We start from the raw sequence: 16,893 nt of genomic DNA, 5'->3' as shown, positions 1-16,893 counted from the left end.
GAACCATGACGAAGGCAATCAGCGTCGCCGGACTCCACAAGTCGTTCGGCCGGACGCACGCCCTGGACGGCCTCGACCTGGACGTCGAGACCGGCGAGGTCCACGGCTTCCTCGGCCCGAACGGCGCCGGCAAGTCCACCGCCATCCGCGTCCTGCTCGGCCTGCTGCGCGCCGACTCGGGCACCGCCCGGGTGCTCGGCCGCGATCCGTGGGCCGACGCCGTGGAGGCGCACCGCCGGATCGCCTACGTGCCCGGCGACGTGACGCTGTGGCGCAACCTCTCCGGCGGCGAGGTCATCGACCTCTACGGGCGGCTGCGCGGCGGCCTGGACGCCCGGCGCCGGGCGGAACTGGTCGAGCGGTTCGCACTCGACCCGACCAGGAAGGGCCGGACGTACTCCAAGGGCAACCGGCAGAAGGTCGCCCTGGTCGCCGCCTTCGCCTCGGACGCGGACCTGCTGATCCTCGACGAGCCGACCAGCGGTCTCGACCCGCTGATGGAGGAGGTCTTCCGGCGGTGCGTGGCCGAGGAACGCGAGCGCGGCCGCACGGTCCTGCTCTCCTCCCACATCCTCGGCGAGGTCGAGGAGCTGTGCGACCGGGTCAGCATCGTCCGCAAGGGGCGCACGGTGGAGAGCGGATCCCTCGCCGACCTGCGCCACCTGACCCGGACCAGCGTGACCGCCGAACTCGCCGGCGCCCCGAACGGGCTGGCCCGCCTGCCGGGCGTGCACGACCTCGACGTCCGGGGCCGCCGGGTGCGGCTCCAGGTCGACACCGACAAGCTCGACGCGGTGCTCAGGTCCCTGACCGAGTCCGGCGTGCGGTCGCTGACGTCGACACCGCCGACGCTGGAGGAACTGTTCCTGCGGCACTACCGGACCGAGGGCGCCGAGGAGGTGGCGTCGCGATGACCGCCGCCGCCCCCGCCACGAGGGCCTTCGCGGTCCGGTCCGGCGGCTCGCGCCCCCTGGCCGGCACCGGCACGCTGCTGCGCCTCGCCCTGCGCCGCGACCGGCTGCTGATCCCCGTCTGGGTCGCCGTGAACGCGCTGATGGTGCTCTCCATGCCGGGCACCCTCAAGGGCCTGTACGGCACCGCGGCCGAACGCGCCGGTCTGATGCGGCAGATGGAGGCCAACTCCTCCCTGCGCGCCATGGTCGGCCCCGTCTTCGACGACTCGCTCGGCGCGCTCACGGCCTGGCGCGTCGGCGTCTACGCCGCCACCCTCGCGGCCGTGACGAGCCTGCTGGTCGTCGTACGGCACACCCGCGACGAGGAGGAGAGCGGCCGTCAGGAGCTGGTCGCGTCCGGGACGGTCGGCCGCCGTGCTCCGCTGACCGCGGCCCTGCTGGCGGCGGCGGTCGCCAACGGTGTCCTGGCGGCCCTGGTGGTCGCCGGGCTGGCCGGGCGGGGGACGTCCGGTGCGGTGGCCCTCGGGCTCGGTGTCGCGGGCGTCGGGATGGTCTTCGCGGCGACGGCGGCGGTCGTCGCGCAGCTGACGGAGAGCGCGCGGCTCGCCCGGGGGCTGACGGCGGCCGTGCTGGGCGGCGCCTTCGTGCTGCGCGCGGCGGGCGACTCGGCGAGGAGCGACGGCTCGTCGGTGCTGACGTGGCTGTCGCCGCTGGGCTGGCTGGAGAACCTGCGGGCCTTCGCCGCCGAGCGGTGGTGGGTGCTGTCGCTGATCGTCGGCGCGGCGGTGGCGCAGGGCGTGGTCGCCTACGGGCTGGCCGGGCGCCGGGACCTCGGCATGAGCTTCCTGCCGGCCCGGCCGGGCCCGGCGTACGGCCGGCTGGGCACGGCCGGTGCGCTGGCCTGGCGGCTGCAGCGGGGCGGCGTGCTCGGCTGGAGCGTCGGCTTCCTCCTCGCCGGGGCCGTCTACGGCTCGATGACCGAGGGGGCGGCCGACCTGGTCGGGGACAACGAGCAGGCCCGGCGGATCATCGAGCGGATGGGCGGGCAGGCGGGGCTGACGGACGCGTTCGTGTCGGCGATGGTCGGGATGCTCGGGCTGATCGCCGCGCTGTACGTGGTGGCGTCGGTGCTGCGGCTCAGCGGCGAGGAGACGTCCGGGAGGGCGGAACCGGTGCTCGCGGGGGCCGTGGGACGGCTGCGGTGGGCCTGCGGGCACCTGGTGATCGCCTTCGGCGGATCGGTCCTCATCATGCTGCTCGCGGGACTCGGTTTCGCCGCCGGGTACGGCAAGGACACCGGGGCGGTCCTGGGCGCGTGTCTCGTGCAGGTGCCCGCGGTGTGGGTGATCGGCGGGGCGGCGGTGCTCCTGCACGGGGTGCTGCCGCGGGGGGCGGTGGCGGCGTGGGGGGTCGCCGGGGCGGTGCTGCTGCTCGGGTGGGTCGGGCCGGCACTGGACGTGCCGCAGGGGGTCCTCGACGTGTCACCGTTCGGGCATCTGCCGAAGGTGCCGGGGGGCGACCTGACCTGGCCGCCGCTGCTGGCACTGACCGGGATCGCGGCCGTGCTGACCGGCGCCGGGCTGGCGGGGCTGCGGCGGCGCGACCTGACGGCGTGACCGCTCCCGCCCGGGCGGAACCGGGCGGGAGCCCGGACACGTCCTGCCCCGTATGGGACAACGGACGGAGGCCGCCGGGGGCTGTCTGACGGCGGTTCTCGGCGCAGGCGCCGGGCTGGCGGTCTGGTCCGCCGGCTTCCGGAGCCGGTTCTGGCGCTTCGAGCAGTCACCCGACTGGCGGGTGCTCTACGCCGAACTGCCGCTGGCGGTGCTCGGCGGCACCGCCGCCGGCCTCGGGCTCTGGGTGCTGGCCCGGAGCGTCAGAGCACGACGCTGAGCCCCTTTAGCCCCCGGATGACGAAGTTCGGCCTGCGTTCCGGTTCCGCCGCGAGCGCGAGGGTCGGGGCCTGCTCCAGCAGGGCGTTCATCGAGGCCGCCAGTTCGATGCGGGCCAGCGGTGCGCCGATGCAGTAGTGGAGGCCCGCGCTGAAGGAGATGTGGGGGTTGTCGCGGCGGGTGAGGTCGAGGCGGTCCGGGGCGGTGAAGACGGCCGGGTCGCGGTTGGCGGAGCCGAACAGCATCGCGATCTCCGCGCCGCGCGGGATCGTCGTCCCGTCGATCTCGATGTCGTCCAGCACCCAGCGTTCGAAGAGCTGGAGCGGGGTGTCGTAGCGCAGCAGCTCCTCCACGGCGGTGGGGACCAGGGCGTGGTCGGCGCGCAGGGCCGCCAGCTGGTCCGGGTTGCGGAACAGGGCCAGCCAGCCGTTGACCGTCGCGTTGACCGTGGCCTCGTGGCCCGCGTTCAGGAGCAGGACGCAGGTCGAGATCATCTCCTGCTCGGTGAGGCGGTCGTCCTCGTCGTGCGCCGCGATCAGACCGGAGATCAGGTCGTCGCCCGGTTCCTTGCGGCGCTCGGCGATCAGTCCGCGCAGGTAGCCGGAGAAGTCGAGCGACGCGCGGACCGCCCTCGCCGCCGTCTCCTCGGACGGGTTCAGCTCGTACATCCCGCAGATGTCCGCCGACCAGGGGCGCAGGGGCGCGCGGTCGGACTCCGGGATGCCCAGCATCTCGGCGATCACGGCGACCGGCAGCGGTTCCGCCACCTCCGTCAGCAGGTCGCCGCCGCCCGCCGCCACCAGCCGGGACACCAGGTCGTCCGCCAGTCCGTGCACGTAGGGCCGCAGCCGCTCCACCGTGCGCGGGGTGAACGCCTTCGACACCAGGCGCCGGATGCGGGTGTGGTCCGGCGGCTCCAGGTCGAGCATGCCGTGGTCGTTGAGCGTGTGGAAGGGCTCGTGTTCCGGCGGAGGCGGGGTGCGGCCGAAGTCCTCGTGGGTGAAGCGGTGCCGGTAGGTGCGGCCCAGGCGGCGGTCCCGCAGCAGCGCCGAGACGTCCGCGTGGTGCGGGACCAGCCACTGGTCGGTGGGCTCGTAGTGGTGCACGCGTCCCCGGGCCCGCAGCTCGGCGAAGGCGGGGTAGGGGTCGGCGACGAACGCCGGGTCCCACGGGTCGAAGGCTGCCATGGCCGGACGCTAGCGCGGCCGCACCGCCGCTGACCAGGGCCCGCCGCTCAGCCCGGTGTGACCAGGCGGGCCTCGTAGGCGAAGACCGCGGCCTGGGTGCGGTCCCTGAGGCCCAGTTTCACCAGGACCCGGCTGACGTGGGTCTTGATCGTCGACTCGGCGACCACCAGGTTCTCGGCGATCTCCGCGTTCGACAGGCCCTGCGCGATCAGCACCAGCACCTCCGTCTCCCGTTCGGTCAGGTCGCCGTACGCCGCGTGCGCGGACAGCATGGGGCGGGGGCTGTCGGACAGTTTGGAGAACTCGGTGATCAGCCGCTTGGTGACCGAGGGGGCGAGGAGTGCCTCGCCGGCCGCCACCACCCGCACGCCGTCGGCCAGTTGCCGGGCGGAGGCGTCCTTGAGGAGGAAGCCGGAGGCACCCGCGCGCAACGCCTGGTACACGTACTCGTCCAGGTCGAAGGTGGTCAGCACGAGCACCTTCGCCGCGCCGTCGGCGGCGATGATCCGCCGGGTCGCCTCGATGCCGTTCAGCTCGGGCATGCGGATGTCCATCAGGACGACGTCCGGGGCGAGTTCGCGGACCTTGTCGACCGCGTCCCGGCCGTTGACCGCCTCGCCGGCGACCTCGATGTCCGGCATCGCGTTCAGCAAAACCGAGAAGCCCTCGCGCACCATCATCTGGTCGTCGGCGATCAGGACCCGGATCGTGCGGCCGGTCATGCGTCCCCTTCGTCCACGGCGGTGACCGGCAGGAACACCGCCACTTCGTAACCCCCGTCGCCGGTCTGGCCGGCCGTCATCTCGCCGTTCAGCATCGACACCCGCTCCCGCATGCCCGTGATGCCGTGCCCGGCACCGGGCGAGGGCTTCGCCAACGACGGCTGGGGCACCGGGCCGTTGACGATTCTGAGGCCCAGGCCGCCCAGGACGTAGGAGACCTCGACGCGGGCGGTCGCGCCGGGCGCGTGCCGCAGGGTGTTGCTGAGCGCCTCCTGCACGATCCGGTACGCCGACAGCTCCACGCCGGGCGGCAGTTCACGCACCGCGCCGGTCACCACCTTGTCCACGGCGAGACCCGCGTCGCGCACATTGGCGAGCAGCGCGTCCAGGTCGGCGAGCGTGGGCTGCGGGGCGTCCGGCGCCTCGTAGTCCTCGGCGCGGACGACACCGAGGACCCGGCGCAGCTCGGTCAGCGCGGCCACCGCGTTCTCCCGGATGGTGGCGAAGGCCCGCTCCAGCTCCTCGGGCGGGTTCTCCACCCGGTAGGGCGCGGCCTCGGCCTGGATGGCGACCACCGACATGTGGTGGGCGACCACGTCGTGCAGCTCCCGGGCGATCGTGGTGCGCTCCTCCAGCAGGGTGCGCCGGGACCGCTCGTGCGCGGTGACCGTCCGCTGGGCGGTCACCTCCTGCCGGGCCTCGCGGCGGACGTGCCGGACGGCGACCATGAGCAGGGCCAGGGCGGAGAGGAGCAGCATGGGCGCGGAGGTGTTGTACTCGCCGTCGCCGATCACGGTCTCCACGAACAGGGCGTAGGCGGCGGTGAGCACCCACATCCAGGCGGCCGTGCGGGGACGGGTGCGTATGGCCACGACCACCAGCACCGTCAGATGGCAGATGAAGACGCCGGGCTGCCAGGGCCATTCGGCCAGGCTGCCGTCCAGTACCGCGATCAGCGGCGTCGCCGCCATCGACATCCAGAAGGCGCCGACCGGCCGGATCAGCGTGGCCAGCACCGGCACCGCGCACATCAGCCCGATCAGCAGCGTCACCGGCCCGTCCGCGCCGCCGCCGGCGCCGGAACCCCCGGCCATCGCGATCAGGGCGACGGCCGCCACCACCATGTGCGGCAGGTGGGCCGCGGACGACCGCAGCCTGCCGGAGAGCCGACGGGTCAGCGGGCCGTCCGTCGCCATCGGCGGCAGCGGGCGGTAGGCGAAGGCGTCGTGGAACAGGTCCTGGCGCAGTCCGCTCAGGGCGTCCATGGCCAGCCGGTACTCGGGGCTGCGCGCGACGCCACCCCCCGAGGGGGCGGTCCGTGTCTGGGTCGTCTCGGTCACGCTGGCAACGGTAGGCGCAGCCGGGGCCGCGGACGTCACCTGTGAGAGGGGTCCTGCGGCATCCGTCTCAAGTACTACGGGTCCCGCCTCGCTCAGTACCCGGAGGGCCGCACCACCCCCGACTCGTACGCGAACACCGCCGCCTGCGTGCGGTCCCTCAGCCCCAGCTTCACCAGGATCCGGCCCACGTGGGTCTTCACCGTCTGCTCGGCGACGACCAGCCGCTGGGCGATCTCCGCGTTCGACAGGCCCTGCGCGATCAGGGCGAGCACCTCCGTCTCCCGCTCGGTCAGGCCGCCGATCCGTTCCTTCAGCGGGGCACGGGGCCGGTCGCTCAGCCGGGAGAACTCGGTGAGCAGCCGCCGGGTGATGCCCGGCGCGAGCAGCGCGTCCCCGTCCGCCACCACCCGGACCGCCTCGGCGAGCTGGTCGGCGGAGGCGTCCTTCAGCAGGAACCCGGACGCGCCGGCCCGCAGCGCCTCGTACACATACTCGTCCAGGTCGAAGGTGGTCAGCACGAGCACCCTGATCTGCGGGGTCGCCCCGGTGATGCGGCGGGTGGCCTCGATGCCGCCCAGCTCGGGCATGCGGATGTCCATCAGGACGACGTCCGGCGCGAGTTCGGCGACCTTGGCCACGGCGTCCAGGCCGTCGACCGCCTGCCCGACCACCTCGATGTCGGGCTGGGTGTTGAGCAGCACGGTGAAGCCCTGCCGGACCATCTGCTGGTCGTCGGCGATCAGTACGCGGATCACACGGCCGTCGCTGCCGGTCGTCATGGGGTGTCGTCCTCGGTGAAGTCGTGGGTGGAGTGGCCGGGGCCGTCGGTCGGCAGGAACGCGGCCACCTGGTAGCCGCCGTCCGGCAGCCGCTCGGCCTTCAGGGTGCCGTCGAGCATCGCGACCCGCTCCCGCATGCCGAGCAGCCCGTGTCCCGCCCCCTGCGACGGTGCCGGGGCCCGCGTGGGCCGGGTGTTGAAGACGTCGACGCGCAAGCCGATCGGGAGATGCGTGAGGTGGACCCGGGCGCTCGCGCCGGGGGCGTGCCGCAGGACGTTGCTGAGCGCCTCCTGCACGATCCGGTACGCCGACAGCTCCACGCCGGGCGGCAGCGGCCGGCGCCGGCCGCTGTGTTCGACGGTCACGGCCAGTCCGGCGGCCCGGGTGTTCTCCACCAGCGCGTCGAGCCGGTCGAGCGTGGGCTGCGGGGCGTGCGGGGCGGTACCGCTCCGGTCGGGCGTCCCGGCCGCGTCGGGGTGCTCGGACCGCAGCACGCCCAGCACCCGGCGCAGTTCGGTCAGCGCCTCCAGCGCGTTCTGCCGGATGCCCGCGAGGTTCTCCTTCAGCTCGTCCGGCGGGTCCTCGACGAGATGGGGGGCCACCTGGGCCTGGATGGAGATGACCGACATGTGGTGGGCGACCACGTCGTGCAGCTCGCGTGCGATGCGGCTGCGCTCCTCCAGCAGGGTGCGCCGGGCGCGTTCCTCGGCGGTGAGCGAGGTCTGCTCCGCGAGTTGCGTGCGGGCCTCGCGGCGGCCGCGCAGGGCGATGCCGAGCACGACGACGACCGTGAACAGGATGACGGCGAGCTGGCCGGTGGGCTGGTAGTTCACCGCCCCCACCGCGCCTTGCACGACGTAGGTGGCCAGCGCGCTCAGGGCCAGCGTCTCCATGGCCACCCGCGTGCGGACCCGCAGGGCGAGCAGCAGCATGACGAACACGTGCCCGATGATCCCGGCGGCCGGCCAGGGCCAGGTGAACTTCTCACCGCTCGCGACCATCACGGCCCGCACCGCGAAGGCCCCCACCACCATGGCCGCCATCGACAACCACCACGCCGGGATCGGCCGCCACAGGGCAAGGACCATCGCGCCGCTCTGGCCGAGGGCGATCAGGAAGGCGAGCCCTTCGTTGAGTCCGCCGTTGTCGCCGAGTTGGGCCGCGTCGCCGAGCAGTACCCCGAAGGCGGCCAGCCAGACGATCCCGTGGGGGAACCAGCGCAGCCACACCGAGGGCGGCAGCGGATCAACCCGCGCGGTCCACAGGTCGTCGCGCAGCACCCCCAGCCGACGCATGACAGAGCCCCCGCTCGTGCGCATGCTCCCCCCTGACGTCACGCCGCCCAGCCTAGACATGGTGGACGACCTTCGTCGTCGCCCGGTCCCGCGGAAGGCCCGTCCGGACGACCCGTGAGCGGCGCCGGCCGCCGCCGCGTTCGAAGGTGTGGAACGCCGCCCAGCAGACCCCCAGGGCCAGCGCGAACACCGGCAGCCAGACCAGCCGGACCGCGACCCAGTCCATCCCGTCGGGGAGCGTGTGCAGCCCGGGCAGCCGGCCCGCGAGGAGACCGGTGGCGGTGGTCGCCATCATGGCCGTCTGGTGCCACAGGAAGACCGTCATCGCGAAGAGGTTGACCAGCGCCACCGCCGCCCAGGCCACCGGCCGCCGCAGGGTCCTGCGCAGCCGCTCGCGCAGCAGCAGGGCGATGCCGCACTGCGCCAGGCCGAAGGTCACCGCGGCCAGCGTCGGCGGGTTGAGGTTCGACACGGCGGCACCCGGGACGCCGACCATCGACGCCGGGTAGCCGGCCCGGGCGACGAGCGCCGCGGTCGCCGCCGTTCCGCCGGCGAGCAGGATCCACCCCGCCCTGCGGTGCTCCAGTTCGCCGCGGGTCCAGGCGGCGCCGAGGGTGTAGGGCACCGTCCAGCCCGCGGCGAGATTGACCCAGCCCAGCCACGCGGGCCCGCCGAGCCCGAAGCGCAGCAGGTCGACGTGGAGGACGACGGCCAGCGGCCACAGCGGGTGCAGCCGGGCCAGCAGGGGCGTCGCCGCGGTCAGCGCGGCGAAGACCAGGAGGAACCACAGCGGGGACAGGGCCAGTTTGACCAGCGTGCGGACGGTCCCGTAGTCGGCGCCGGTCAGGAGCAGCAGGACCGCCGTCACCGTCCACAGGGCGAGGACGGCCACGACCGGCCGGAACAGCCGGCCCAGCCGGGCGGCCAGCCACCGCCGGTACGGCATGCCCCGGTCGCGGGCCGCGGCCCAGCCCCGGGTGGCCACGTGCCCGCCGACCAGGAAGAACACCGCGAGGGTCTGGAAGGCCCAGGACACCGGGGCCAGCCGGGGCATGTGCTGCAGGGGGCTCGCCGTGTGCAGACCGCCGCCGTCGGCGACCAGGGCCGTCACCAGCCAGTGGCCGAGGACCACCCCGAGGACGGCGAGGGCGCGCAGGCCGTCGACCGCGCGGTCCCTGGACGCGGGTGTCGCCGCGTCGATCCGGGCGGCGGTGTGCCGCAGGGCGTGCCGGGCACCGCGCCCGGCCGGTGGCCTCACGTCAGTCATGGGTCACCTCCGTGGTCTCGCCCAGGGCGATCCGGGCCAGGTTCGTCAGGGAGAGGGAGCCGGGGTCGAAGTAGTCGCTGTGGCCGCCGTCGCCGGCGTCGAAGACCCGGGCGCCGAAGGCCGGGGAGACCGGGTCGGTGCCGAAGCCGACGGTCGTGCCGAACAGGTCGGCGCTGAGGTGGGGGACGTTCTCCACCCAGTCGTCGGCGCCCCGCGCCGCCCAGACCCGGGCACCCGTGCGCAGGCCCGCCACGGAGTCGGCGCCGGTGCCGGGACTGCCGACCAGGGCGATGTCGGCGACGTCCAGGTCGTCCGCGGCCCGGGCGCAGACGACCGAGCCGTAGGAGTGGCACAGGAGGGCCACCTCGGCGCCGGGGCCGGTGACACCGCGCAGGGCGTCCACCAGGCCGCGCAGCCTCGGGGCGGCCTCGTCGGCGCGGCCGGTCGTGGCCACCGCGGTGCTGACGGTGCCCGGCGTCTCGTAGCCCAGCCAGGCCACGACCGCCGTACGGACGCCCCCGGGCGCCTCCGCGACGAGCTGCCGGTGCAGGGCGAGGGCGGCGGCGCGGAAGCGGCCGTAGGTGTCCAGGCCCGTGTCCGAGCCGGGGACCAGGACGGCGACGCGGTCGGCGTGGGCCAGGTCGCCGAGGACCTCCGTGACCAGGCCCTCGCCCCGCCCGTCGAAGGTGAGCAGCTGCCGGGACGGGCCGGCCAGCCCGCGGTCCGCCGCCGCGCGGTGACGGTCGCCGTACGCCTCGGCCATCCGCGCCGCCTCGGCCGCGTTGGCCCGGTTGGCGGCGTACACGTCCGTCAGCGTGTCCGCCGTCGGAGCGGCGAGCGCGACGGGAGGCGGGGCGGGGATCTCGGGCCGCGCCGCGCCGGACAGCGGGTACGCCACGGCGCCGACGACGAGGGTGGCCAGTGCGGCCCTGCGCCATCTGCCGACGCGCCGCCGCCAACGTACCGCCGTACCGGGCCTCATGGCCGCTCCCCTCCCGACCGCCCGCTCATCGGGCCTGTCTGGAAGGGAAGTTATGGAACGGAGCGGGTAACCGGCGTCCCGCCGGAGAGCTCACCTGCGAGGTAGCTCTCAGGTACTACGGGTGTGACATCACGCCCCGCCGAAGACCGAAGACCGGGGACCGGGGACCGGGGACCGGGAACCGGAGACCGGGAACCGGGGACCGGGGACCGGAAGCCAGCCACCGACGACCAACGGCCAACGCCCGGTCAACCAGCGGCCAGTCACCCACCACCGGCAACCAGCGGCATCCACCCGCCCCCGCCACCAGCCCCCGAAAGAACCCCCGCCCCCTCACCACGCCAGCTGGGCGATCTCCTCCGCCACCACCGCGCACGCGTCCGCCGCCGGGTCGATCAGCGGGAAGTGGCCGACGTCCTCCAGCAGCGTCACGCCCACCACCTCGCCGGCCCGCGCCGCCGCGTCGGCGTACGCCTCGGCGACCGCCTGCGGGACGTCCACGTCGGCACGCCCCTGGACGAGCGTCGTCGCGATGCCGGTGGGCAGCAGCAGGGCCGGGTCGGCGTACGGCCGGCGCTCGGCGTAGTGCTCCTCGCCGCCCAGGAGTTGGCGCGCCGCTCCCCCGCACACGTCCAGCTTCCCCGCCGCCTCGAAATCGGCGATCGGCGCGAGCGCGACCACCCCGCGCAGGGACGGCGGACGGTCCAGGCGCCACGGCGCGTCGGCGGGCAGGACGTGCCGGGCGGCCGCCCACAGGGCGAGGTGGCCCCCCGCCGAGTGGCCGGTGAGCACCGTCCGGCGCGCGTCCGCCCCCGGCAGATGCCGCCCCGCCAGGCCGGGCAGCGCGTCCAGCGCGGCGGCCACGTCGTCGAAGGTGTCGGGCCAGCGTCCCGCGACCGGGTCGCCCCCGCCCCCGTCCCGCGCACCGCGCCGGTACTCCACGCTGGCCACGGCGAAGCCCCGGCGGGCCAGGAAACCCGCGAACGGGCTGACGTGACGCCGGTCGTACGGGGCCCGCCACGCGCCTCCGTGCAGGACCGCCACGACGGGCGCGGGCACACCGGGGCCGCCGCCCGTGCCGCGCGGGACGTAGAAGTCGATCACCTGGTCGGGGTGGTCGCCGTAGGCGGCGGTGCTGTCGGGAGCGACCGGCGGACGGGAGAGGGCCGCGGCCTCCTCGGCGGCGTTCCGCGCGGCAGCGGTGCCCGGTTCTGCGGCGGCGTCCGGCATGCTCCAACCTCTCAGCGGCGACACGGTGTTGGCGGACCGGAGGAAGGGAACCGGCCGTCGGCGGGACGGTATCAGGCCGGTGACGTGCGCGGACACGGGGATGTCACGCTGGGTGAGGGCGGCGCCCGGCCCGGTCGGGCCGTCCCGGCGCCGCCCTCACCGGCGGTCCGTTCCTCAGGCCGTCGGCGCCGGGCCCTCCGCCAGGACCTCGGCGAGCACCCGTGCCGCCCGCTCCACGTCCGCGAAACCGACGTACAGCGGGGTGAAGCCGAAGCGCAGCACGTCGGGGTGGCGGAAGTCGCCGACCACGCCCCGCTCGATCAACCGGGGCATGACCTCGCCCGCGTCCGCGCAGCGCAGGGCGATCTGGCTGCCCCGCTCGTCGTGCGGCCGGGGTGTCACGCACTCGACGCGGCCCTCGGGGACGTACGCCGTCACGCACTGGAGGAAGAAGTCCGTCAGGGCCAGGGACTTCGCCCGCACCGCCTCGATCGAGACCCCGTCCCAGACCTCCAGCGCCGCCTCCAGGGCGAGCATCGACAGGATGTCGGGCGTGCCGACCCGGCCGCGCGGCGCGCCCGGCGCCGGGGCGAAGTCCGGGCGCATCCCGAAGGGCTCCGCGTGGGAGTTCCAGCCGGGCAGCGGTGAGTCGAAGCGGTCCTGCAGGTCCCGCCGCACGTACAGGTACGCCGGTGAACCCGGCCCGCCGTTCAGGTACTTGTAGGTGCAACCGACCGCGAGGTCCACGCCGTGCGCGTCCAGGCCCACCGACAGCGCGCCCGCGCTGTGGCACAGGTCCCACACGACGTACGCGCCCGCCTCGTGCGCGGCTGCCGTGAGCGCCGGCAGGTCGTGCAGCCGGCCGGTGCGGTAGTCGACGTGGTTGAGCAGCACCGCCGCGGTGCGCTTCCCGAGCACGCCCGGCGCCTCGGCCGGGGTGACGGGGCGCAGGGTGCAGCCGGTCATGCGGGCGGCGGACTCGGCGATGTACCCGTCGGTGGGGAAGGTGGTCGCGTCGACCACGATCTCGTCACGCGCCGCGTCGCCGTGCCGCGCGAGACGCACCGCGCCCACGACCGCCTTGAACACGTTGACGCTCGTCGAGTCGCCGACCACGATCTGCCCGGCCGCCGCGCCCACCAGCGGTGCGATCCGGTCGCCGATCCGCTCGGGCGCGGTCCACCAGCCGCCCTCCGTCCAGGACCGGATGCGCAGCTCGCCCCACTGGCGGCGCACGACGTCCTCGACCCGGCCGGGGACGGCGGCGGGCAGGGCGCCCAGCGAGTTGCCGTCCAGGTACACCCCCGCGGCGTCAGCCGCATGATCGGACACCGTGTCGAGCACGAACTCGGCGCGCTTGGCGGCCAGTTCGTCGGCACCGTCCAGCTTCTCGGCCCGCGTGCCCAGCTCGGCCCTGATGCTCGGCTCAGACATACGACCGCGCCGTCCACAGCTCGGGGAACACGTTGCCGCGGGCCCGCTTCTCCAGCCAGGCCACCCCGGCGGACCCGCCCGTGCCGGCCTTGGCGCCCATCGCGCGGCGGGTGGCGACCAGGTGGTCGTTGCGCCAGCGCCACACCAGCTCGGCGACGTTCGTCAGCGCCTCGCCGAGACGGGCCAGCTCGTCGTCCTGGTCCCCGGCGTAGACGCCCGTCCAGACCTGCTCCACCTGCGGCGACGGCTCGTAGCGCCGCGACACGTCCCGGCGCAGCACCTCCTCCGGCACGGGGTGCCCGCGCCGTGCGAGCAGCCGCAGCACCTCGTCGTAGAGGCTGGGCTCGTGCAGCGCCTTCTCCAGCTCGGCGTGCACGCGCGGGGCGCCGCGGTGCGGGACCAGCATGGACGCGGACTTCTCGCCGAGCAGGAACTCCAGCCGCCGGTACATCGCCGACTGGAAGCCGGAGCCCTCGCCGAGGGCGGACCGGTAGGAGTTGAACTGCTGCGGGGTGAGCTGGCCGAGCGGCTTCCAGGAGGCGTTCAGCGCCTCCAGCTCCCGCACGGACCGCTTCAGCGCGGCGATCGCGGTCGGGACGTCGTCGCCCCGCAGCGCCTTCGCCGCCGTCTCCCACTCGTGGACGACGACGGTGAACCACAGCTCCATCACCTGGGTGGTGACCAGGAAGACCATCTCTCCGGGATCGTCGGAGAGGGTGTGCTGCAGATGGGTGAGGACGTCGGCCTTGACGTAGTCCTCGTAGGGGGTCGTGCCCGCGAAGTCGAGGTTCGGCGTGTCCGGCTCGCTGTCCTGCGAGGGCGCGTGCGCGGGCGTGGGATCAGAGGACATCGCTGTCTCCGTGTCTACGTGCTGCCGGGTAGCGGTCCGCCCCTTCCTCTCCGGCAACAGGGCCCCGGTCCCCTCGGGCCCGGCACCGACCGGACCCACCTCGAATGATGCGCGGTGAACCGGAGGAGGGCAAGGTCGGGCGGGAGGGGCACGGGGCCGGACGGCGGCGGCGGCGGCGGACCAGGGGCGGCGTGGGGCGGCCCCCGCGGCGTGTGTCACGATCTCCCCCAACCTGTGGGGGGTGTTGCTGTATGGCGCAAGAGGTTGCGCTGCGGCCGGTGGTGGATCCGGCCCTGGAGGACGCGGAGCGCGCGCTGCTGGAGACGTCCGCCGACGGACTCTTCCCGGCCACGCTGCCGCTGCCCGAGGAGCCGGGGCTGGGCGGCCGGACCAAGGCGGACATCTGGGGGTCCCTGTGGGTCTCCGCGGTGTGCGCGCTGCTGCCCGTGACGATCCTGTGGGCGCTGATCGGCGTGTGGGCCGGCCTGGCCGTCGGGCTCGCGGCGCAGGCGGCGATGGTCTGGGTCGGGGTCCAGTTCGGGGTCGAGGCGTTCATCCTGACCCTCGTGGGCGTGCACCTGCTCGTCTGGCTGCTGATCGTCGTCCTCGGCTGCGGGACCGACGAGCGGCAGCGGGTGGCCCGGCTGCGCCACGGCCGCTACTACCTGGCCGAGGACTTCGGCGACGACTCCCTGCGCGATCTGCTGGGCCACTCGCCGCTGCGCCGGATGGAGCGCGCCCAGGCCGCCGTGACGACGGTTCTCGCGTCGCAGGTCGACCGGGCCGGGCTGCTGGACGACATCGCCAACGACGTGACGCTGCCGGCCCAGCAGTACGAGATCGCCCAGCGCCTGGCCGAGCTGACCCGGTTGGCACGCAAGGTGCGCGCCGCCGCCGGGGACGCCTCCGGCGCGCGGGTGGAGGAGGTGCTGCGCACGCAGCGGCGGGCGCTGCGGCTGTCGTCGAGCGCGCTGGAGGAGCGGGTGGAGGCGCTGGAGCGGTACGCCGAGATCACCCGCGCGGCGGACGCGGCCTACCGCGAGTGGGAGGCCGTACGGGATCTGGAGCGACTCGGCGAGGACATGCACGAGCTGGTGGCGAACACGGTGCGGGACGAGCTGGCCGTCGCCGAGATCGAGGGGCTCACCGACCGGTCCCGGCTCCATGACCTGCACCGGATGCTGGACGAGGCGCGGGAGGCGGGGCTGCTGGCCACGCGGTCCGTCGACGAGCCGGCCGGCCGCCCGGCCGGCGACAGCGGCCGGGCGTGAGGGGGAGGACGACATGACGCAGACATCCCAGCCGAGACGCGAGAACCACTCCGGCCGCGGCAGGAAGACCTTCGACCGGGTTCCGGACGGGTTCCTCCTGGTCGGCTTCCTGGTGATCCTGCTCGAGGTGGTCCTGCTCGGCGCGGTGGGCCTGGCCCGGGCCGTCGGCCCGGACGACGACGGGGCATCCGCGGACAAGGGCCCCCGGCGGGTCGAGGTCACCTACATCGCGACCGGCGACCATCCCTCGGTGGACCTCACCGTCGGGGAGGCGAACGGCCACGTGCCCCACCGGGTCGTCCTCCTGCCGTACCGCAAGACCGTCACGCTGGCGGCGGACGCCGACTTCTATCTGGACGTCCAGAGCCGCGAGGACCAGAAGGGGGGCACCCTCACCTGCACCGTGCTGGTCGACGGCAAGGTGGTCCAGCAGGCGCACAGCACATCGGACTCCTCGTCCGCCGTCTGCGCGGGCAGCACCGCGGACGCCCCGCAGCGGGGCATCCCCGTGCCCTCCCTCACCCCCGGCGCCTCCCCGCTGCCCAAGGAGCGGAGGATCACCGGGACCGTCGAGATGCCGGACTACCCGGGCGAGGGCTCGCCGGTCGTCGGCACCGTCACGGACTCCTCCCTGGAGTACGCGGAGCTGGGCGGCACATGGGACCGGAGCAAGCCGCTGGACCCGGTCTTCGACGGCTTCACCCGCAAGCAGGAGGGGCGCCAGCGCGCCCTCGTCAAGTCCACGCAGGTCGACGAGGACATCATGGCCGCGGCCGGCGGCACCGGGGAACTGCGTGGCGTGGCGGACGCGGTGATGGACGAGCGGCGGCGCTACGAGTACCCCCGGGACGAGGCGGTCCTGGTCGACGTCGCCTCGCAGCCGCTGAAGGTCGACGGACACGACGCCTGGCTGCTGGTCAGCGAGATCCACTTCCACCAGCGCGGGGTGCCGTCCACGATGGACCTGAACGCGGTCCTCGTGGTCGACACCGGGCGGGTCCGCCCGTCGGTGCTGTGGGTCGTGCTGCCGGAGACGAACAAGAAGCTCTGGCCGGACCTCAACACACTGGTGTCATCCGTCCAGGTGCGCTGACCTGCACCGATACGGGACGGGCCCGGGTGCGCGACGCGTCCCGGGCCCGTCCCGCACCCGGCGCCGGATGGCAGACTGGCACCCATGGCAATTCACGAGAACCTGCTCGGCGGACCGGAGCCGACCCACCTGCCCGAGGACCCCGGACCGCGTGACCTCCTCGCGAGCGGCACCGACCCGTCGGAGGTCGCCGCCCGGTTCCCCGCGTCGTCCCTGGCCTGGGCGCAGCTCGCGGACGACGCCTTCCGGGCCGGCCGGACGGTCGAGTCGTACGCGTACGCGCGCACCGGCTACCACCGCGGCCTGGACGCCCTGCGCCGCAGCGGCTGGCGCGGCCACGGCCCGGTGCCGTGGGAGCACGAGCCGAACCGCGGCTTCCTGCGCTCCCTGCACGCCCTCGCCCGCGCGGCGCAGGCGATCGGGGAGACCGAGGAGTACGAGCGCTGCTCGCAGTTCCTGAAGGACAGCTCGCCGACGGCGGCGCAGACCCTGTCCTGACGCTTTCCCGAGCGTGGGGGGGGGGGCCGCCCCCCCCCCCGGGGGGGGGGCCGGGGGGGGGGGGGGGGGGGCGTGTTTGTATTTGCCGCGGGGCCCCCCGGGGGCCCCGCCCCCCCCGCGCCCGCCGCCCCGCCCCGCG

The 16,893-nt window shown here is 74.6% G+C and carries 16 protein-coding genes; 6 read left to right on the top strand and 10 right to left on the bottom strand.

All coding sequences use genetic code 11. The features are described from left to right. Positions 1–5: 5 nt before the first annotated feature. From ACIRFH_RS31075 to ACIRFH_RS31065, 3 genes are read left to right on the top strand one after another with little or no spacing between them, the layout of a single operon-like run. On the top strand, positions 6–914 hold the full coding sequence (locus ACIRFH_RS31075) for an ATP-binding cassette domain-containing protein (protein ID WP_403528072.1): 909 nt from the start codon (positions 6–8) through the stop codon (positions 912–914). Further along, positions 911–2,530, top strand: coding sequence for an ABC transporter permease (locus tag ACIRFH_RS31070; protein ID WP_403528069.1), 1,620 nt, complete (start codon positions 911–913; stop codon positions 2,528–2,530). Before ACIRFH_RS31075 ends, ACIRFH_RS31070 begins: the two co-directional genes overlap by 4 nt. A gap of 52 nt (positions 2,531–2,582) precedes the next feature. Then, complete coding sequence (locus ACIRFH_RS31065; protein WP_403528066.1) at positions 2,583–2,807, top strand: hypothetical protein; 225 nt, start codon at positions 2,583–2,585, stop codon at positions 2,805–2,807. Here ACIRFH_RS31065 and ACIRFH_RS31060 read toward each other — a convergent pair. From ACIRFH_RS31060 to ACIRFH_RS31015, 10 genes are all read right to left on the bottom strand, one after another. Continuing rightward, a complete protein-coding gene (locus tag ACIRFH_RS31060) occupies positions 2,791–3,993 on the bottom strand; it encodes a cytochrome P450 (protein ID WP_403528063.1) in 1,203 nt (400 codons plus the stop codon). The genes ACIRFH_RS31065 and ACIRFH_RS31060 overlap by 17 nt on opposite strands. 47 nt (positions 3,994–4,040) lie before the next feature. Next, positions 4,041–4,715, bottom strand: a complete 675-nt coding sequence (locus tag ACIRFH_RS31055; RefSeq protein ID WP_403528059.1) for a response regulator — start codon at positions 4,713–4,715, stop codon at positions 4,041–4,043. Continuing rightward, positions 4,712–6,094, bottom strand: coding sequence for a sensor histidine kinase (locus tag ACIRFH_RS31050; RefSeq protein WP_403528056.1), 1,383 nt, complete (start codon positions 6,092–6,094; stop codon positions 4,712–4,714). Before ACIRFH_RS31050 ends, ACIRFH_RS31055 begins: the two co-directional genes overlap by 4 nt. Before the next feature lie 53 nt (positions 6,095–6,147). Next, on the bottom strand, positions 6,148–6,834 hold the full coding sequence (locus ACIRFH_RS31045; RefSeq protein ID WP_403528053.1) for a response regulator: 687 nt from the start codon (positions 6,832–6,834) through the stop codon (positions 6,148–6,150). Continuing rightward, positions 6,831–8,189: a sensor histidine kinase gene (locus tag ACIRFH_RS31040; RefSeq protein WP_403528050.1), complete on the bottom strand. Its 1,359-nt coding sequence runs from the start codon at positions 8,187–8,189 to the stop codon at positions 6,831–6,833. Before ACIRFH_RS31040 ends, ACIRFH_RS31045 begins: the two co-directional genes overlap by 4 nt. Continuing rightward, complete coding sequence (locus ACIRFH_RS31035; protein ID WP_403528047.1) at positions 8,182–9,396, bottom strand: acyltransferase; 1,215 nt, start codon at positions 9,394–9,396, stop codon at positions 8,182–8,184. The genes ACIRFH_RS31040 and ACIRFH_RS31035 overlap by 8 nt, the downstream gene beginning before the upstream one ends. Then, positions 9,389–10,378 carry an alpha/beta hydrolase gene (locus ACIRFH_RS31030; RefSeq protein WP_403528044.1) on the bottom strand — a complete coding sequence of 330 codons (990 nt, stop codon included), beginning with the start codon at positions 10,376–10,378 and terminating at the stop codon, positions 9,389–9,391. Before ACIRFH_RS31030 ends, ACIRFH_RS31035 begins: the two co-directional genes overlap by 8 nt. A gap of 333 nt (positions 10,379–10,711) precedes the next feature. Then, on the bottom strand, positions 10,712–11,608 hold the full coding sequence (locus tag ACIRFH_RS31025; protein WP_403528041.1) for an alpha/beta hydrolase: 897 nt from the start codon (positions 11,606–11,608) through the stop codon (positions 10,712–10,714). A 174-nt stretch (positions 11,609–11,782) separates the two neighbouring features. After that, a complete protein-coding gene (gene kynU, locus ACIRFH_RS31020; protein WP_403528038.1) occupies positions 11,783–13,042 on the bottom strand; it encodes a kynureninase in 1,260 nt (419 codons plus the stop codon). Next, positions 13,035–13,892: a tryptophan 2,3-dioxygenase family protein gene (locus ACIRFH_RS31015; protein ID WP_403528035.1), complete on the bottom strand. Its 858-nt coding sequence runs from the start codon at positions 13,890–13,892 to the stop codon at positions 13,035–13,037. The genes kynU and ACIRFH_RS31015 overlap by 8 nt, the downstream gene beginning before the upstream one ends. A gap of 251 nt (positions 13,893–14,143) precedes the next feature. On the opposite strand from ACIRFH_RS31015, the gene ACIRFH_RS31010 reads away from it, so the two are divergent. The 3 genes from ACIRFH_RS31010 to ACIRFH_RS31000 all read left to right on the top strand — a co-directional run bounded on the left by ACIRFH_RS31010 (position 14,144) and on the right by ACIRFH_RS31000 (position 16,754). Then, positions 14,144–15,163 (top strand): hypothetical protein, encoded by a 1,020-nt coding sequence (locus ACIRFH_RS31010; protein WP_403528033.1) that lies wholly within the window; start codon positions 14,144–14,146, stop codon positions 15,161–15,163. 13 nt (positions 15,164–15,176) lie between these two features. Then, positions 15,177–16,256, top strand: a complete 1,080-nt coding sequence (locus ACIRFH_RS31005; RefSeq protein ID WP_403528030.1) for a hypothetical protein — start codon at positions 15,177–15,179, stop codon at positions 16,254–16,256. An 84-nt stretch (positions 16,257–16,340) separates the two neighbouring features. Continuing rightward, a complete protein-coding gene (locus tag ACIRFH_RS31000; protein ID WP_403528027.1) occupies positions 16,341–16,754 on the top strand; it encodes a DUF3151 domain-containing protein in 414 nt (137 codons plus the stop codon). The last annotated feature ends 139 nt before the right edge of the window (positions 16,755–16,893 follow it).

Source organism: Streptomyces sp. NPDC093586 (assembly GCF_044764905.1).
In the GTDB taxonomy this organism is placed as follows: domain Bacteria; phylum Actinomycetota; class Actinomycetes; order Streptomycetales; family Streptomycetaceae; genus Streptomyces.
Note: the sequence above shows the minus strand (reverse complement) of the source record. Positions and strands in the feature narration are given on the sequence as shown.

What these genes read in the sequence shown, in the direction of transcription:
- ACIRFH_RS31075 (WP_403528072.1), top strand. Translation starts at nt 6, where the DNA reads ATGACGAAGGCAATCAGCGTCGCCGGACTCCACAAGTCGTTCGGCCGG.
- ACIRFH_RS31070 (WP_403528069.1), top strand. Translation starts at nt 911, where the DNA reads ATGACCGCCGCCGCCCCCGCCACGAGGGCCTTCGCGGTCCGGTCCGGC.
- ACIRFH_RS31065 (WP_403528066.1), top strand. Translation starts at nt 2,583, where the DNA reads ATGGGACAACGGACGGAGGCCGCCGGGGGCTGTCTGACGGCGGTTCTC.
- ACIRFH_RS31060 (WP_403528063.1), bottom strand. Translation starts at nt 3,993, where the DNA reads ATGGCAGCCTTCGACCCGTGGGACCCGGCGTTCGTCGCCGACCCCTAC.
- ACIRFH_RS31055 (WP_403528059.1), bottom strand. Translation starts at nt 4,715, where the DNA reads ATGACCGGCCGCACGATCCGGGTCCTGATCGCCGACGACCAGATGATG.
- ACIRFH_RS31045 (WP_403528053.1), bottom strand. Translation starts at nt 6,834, where the DNA reads ATGACGACCGGCAGCGACGGCCGTGTGATCCGCGTACTGATCGCCGAC.
- ACIRFH_RS31040 (WP_403528050.1), bottom strand. Translation starts at nt 8,189, where the DNA reads ATGTCTAGGCTGGGCGGCGTGACGTCAGGGGGGAGCATGCGCACGAGC.
- ACIRFH_RS31035 (WP_403528047.1), bottom strand. Translation starts at nt 9,396, where the DNA reads ATGACTGACGTGAGGCCACCGGCCGGGCGCGGTGCCCGGCACGCCCTG.
- ACIRFH_RS31030 (WP_403528044.1), bottom strand. Translation starts at nt 10,378, where the DNA reads ATGAGGCCCGGTACGGCGGTACGTTGGCGGCGGCGCGTCGGCAGATGG.
- ACIRFH_RS31025 (WP_403528041.1), bottom strand. Translation starts at nt 11,608, where the DNA reads ATGCCGGACGCCGCCGCAGAACCGGGCACCGCTGCCGCGCGGAACGCC.
- kynU (WP_403528038.1), bottom strand. Translation starts at nt 13,042, where the DNA reads ATGTCTGAGCCGAGCATCAGGGCCGAGCTGGGCACGCGGGCCGAGAAG.
- ACIRFH_RS31015 (WP_403528035.1), bottom strand. Translation starts at nt 13,892, where the DNA reads ATGTCCTCTGATCCCACGCCCGCGCACGCGCCCTCGCAGGACAGCGAG.
- ACIRFH_RS31010 (WP_403528033.1), top strand. Translation starts at nt 14,144, where the DNA reads ATGGCGCAAGAGGTTGCGCTGCGGCCGGTGGTGGATCCGGCCCTGGAG.
- ACIRFH_RS31005 (WP_403528030.1), top strand. Translation starts at nt 15,177, where the DNA reads ATGACGCAGACATCCCAGCCGAGACGCGAGAACCACTCCGGCCGCGGC.
- ACIRFH_RS31000 (WP_403528027.1), top strand. Translation starts at nt 16,341, where the DNA reads ATGGCAATTCACGAGAACCTGCTCGGCGGACCGGAGCCGACCCACCTG.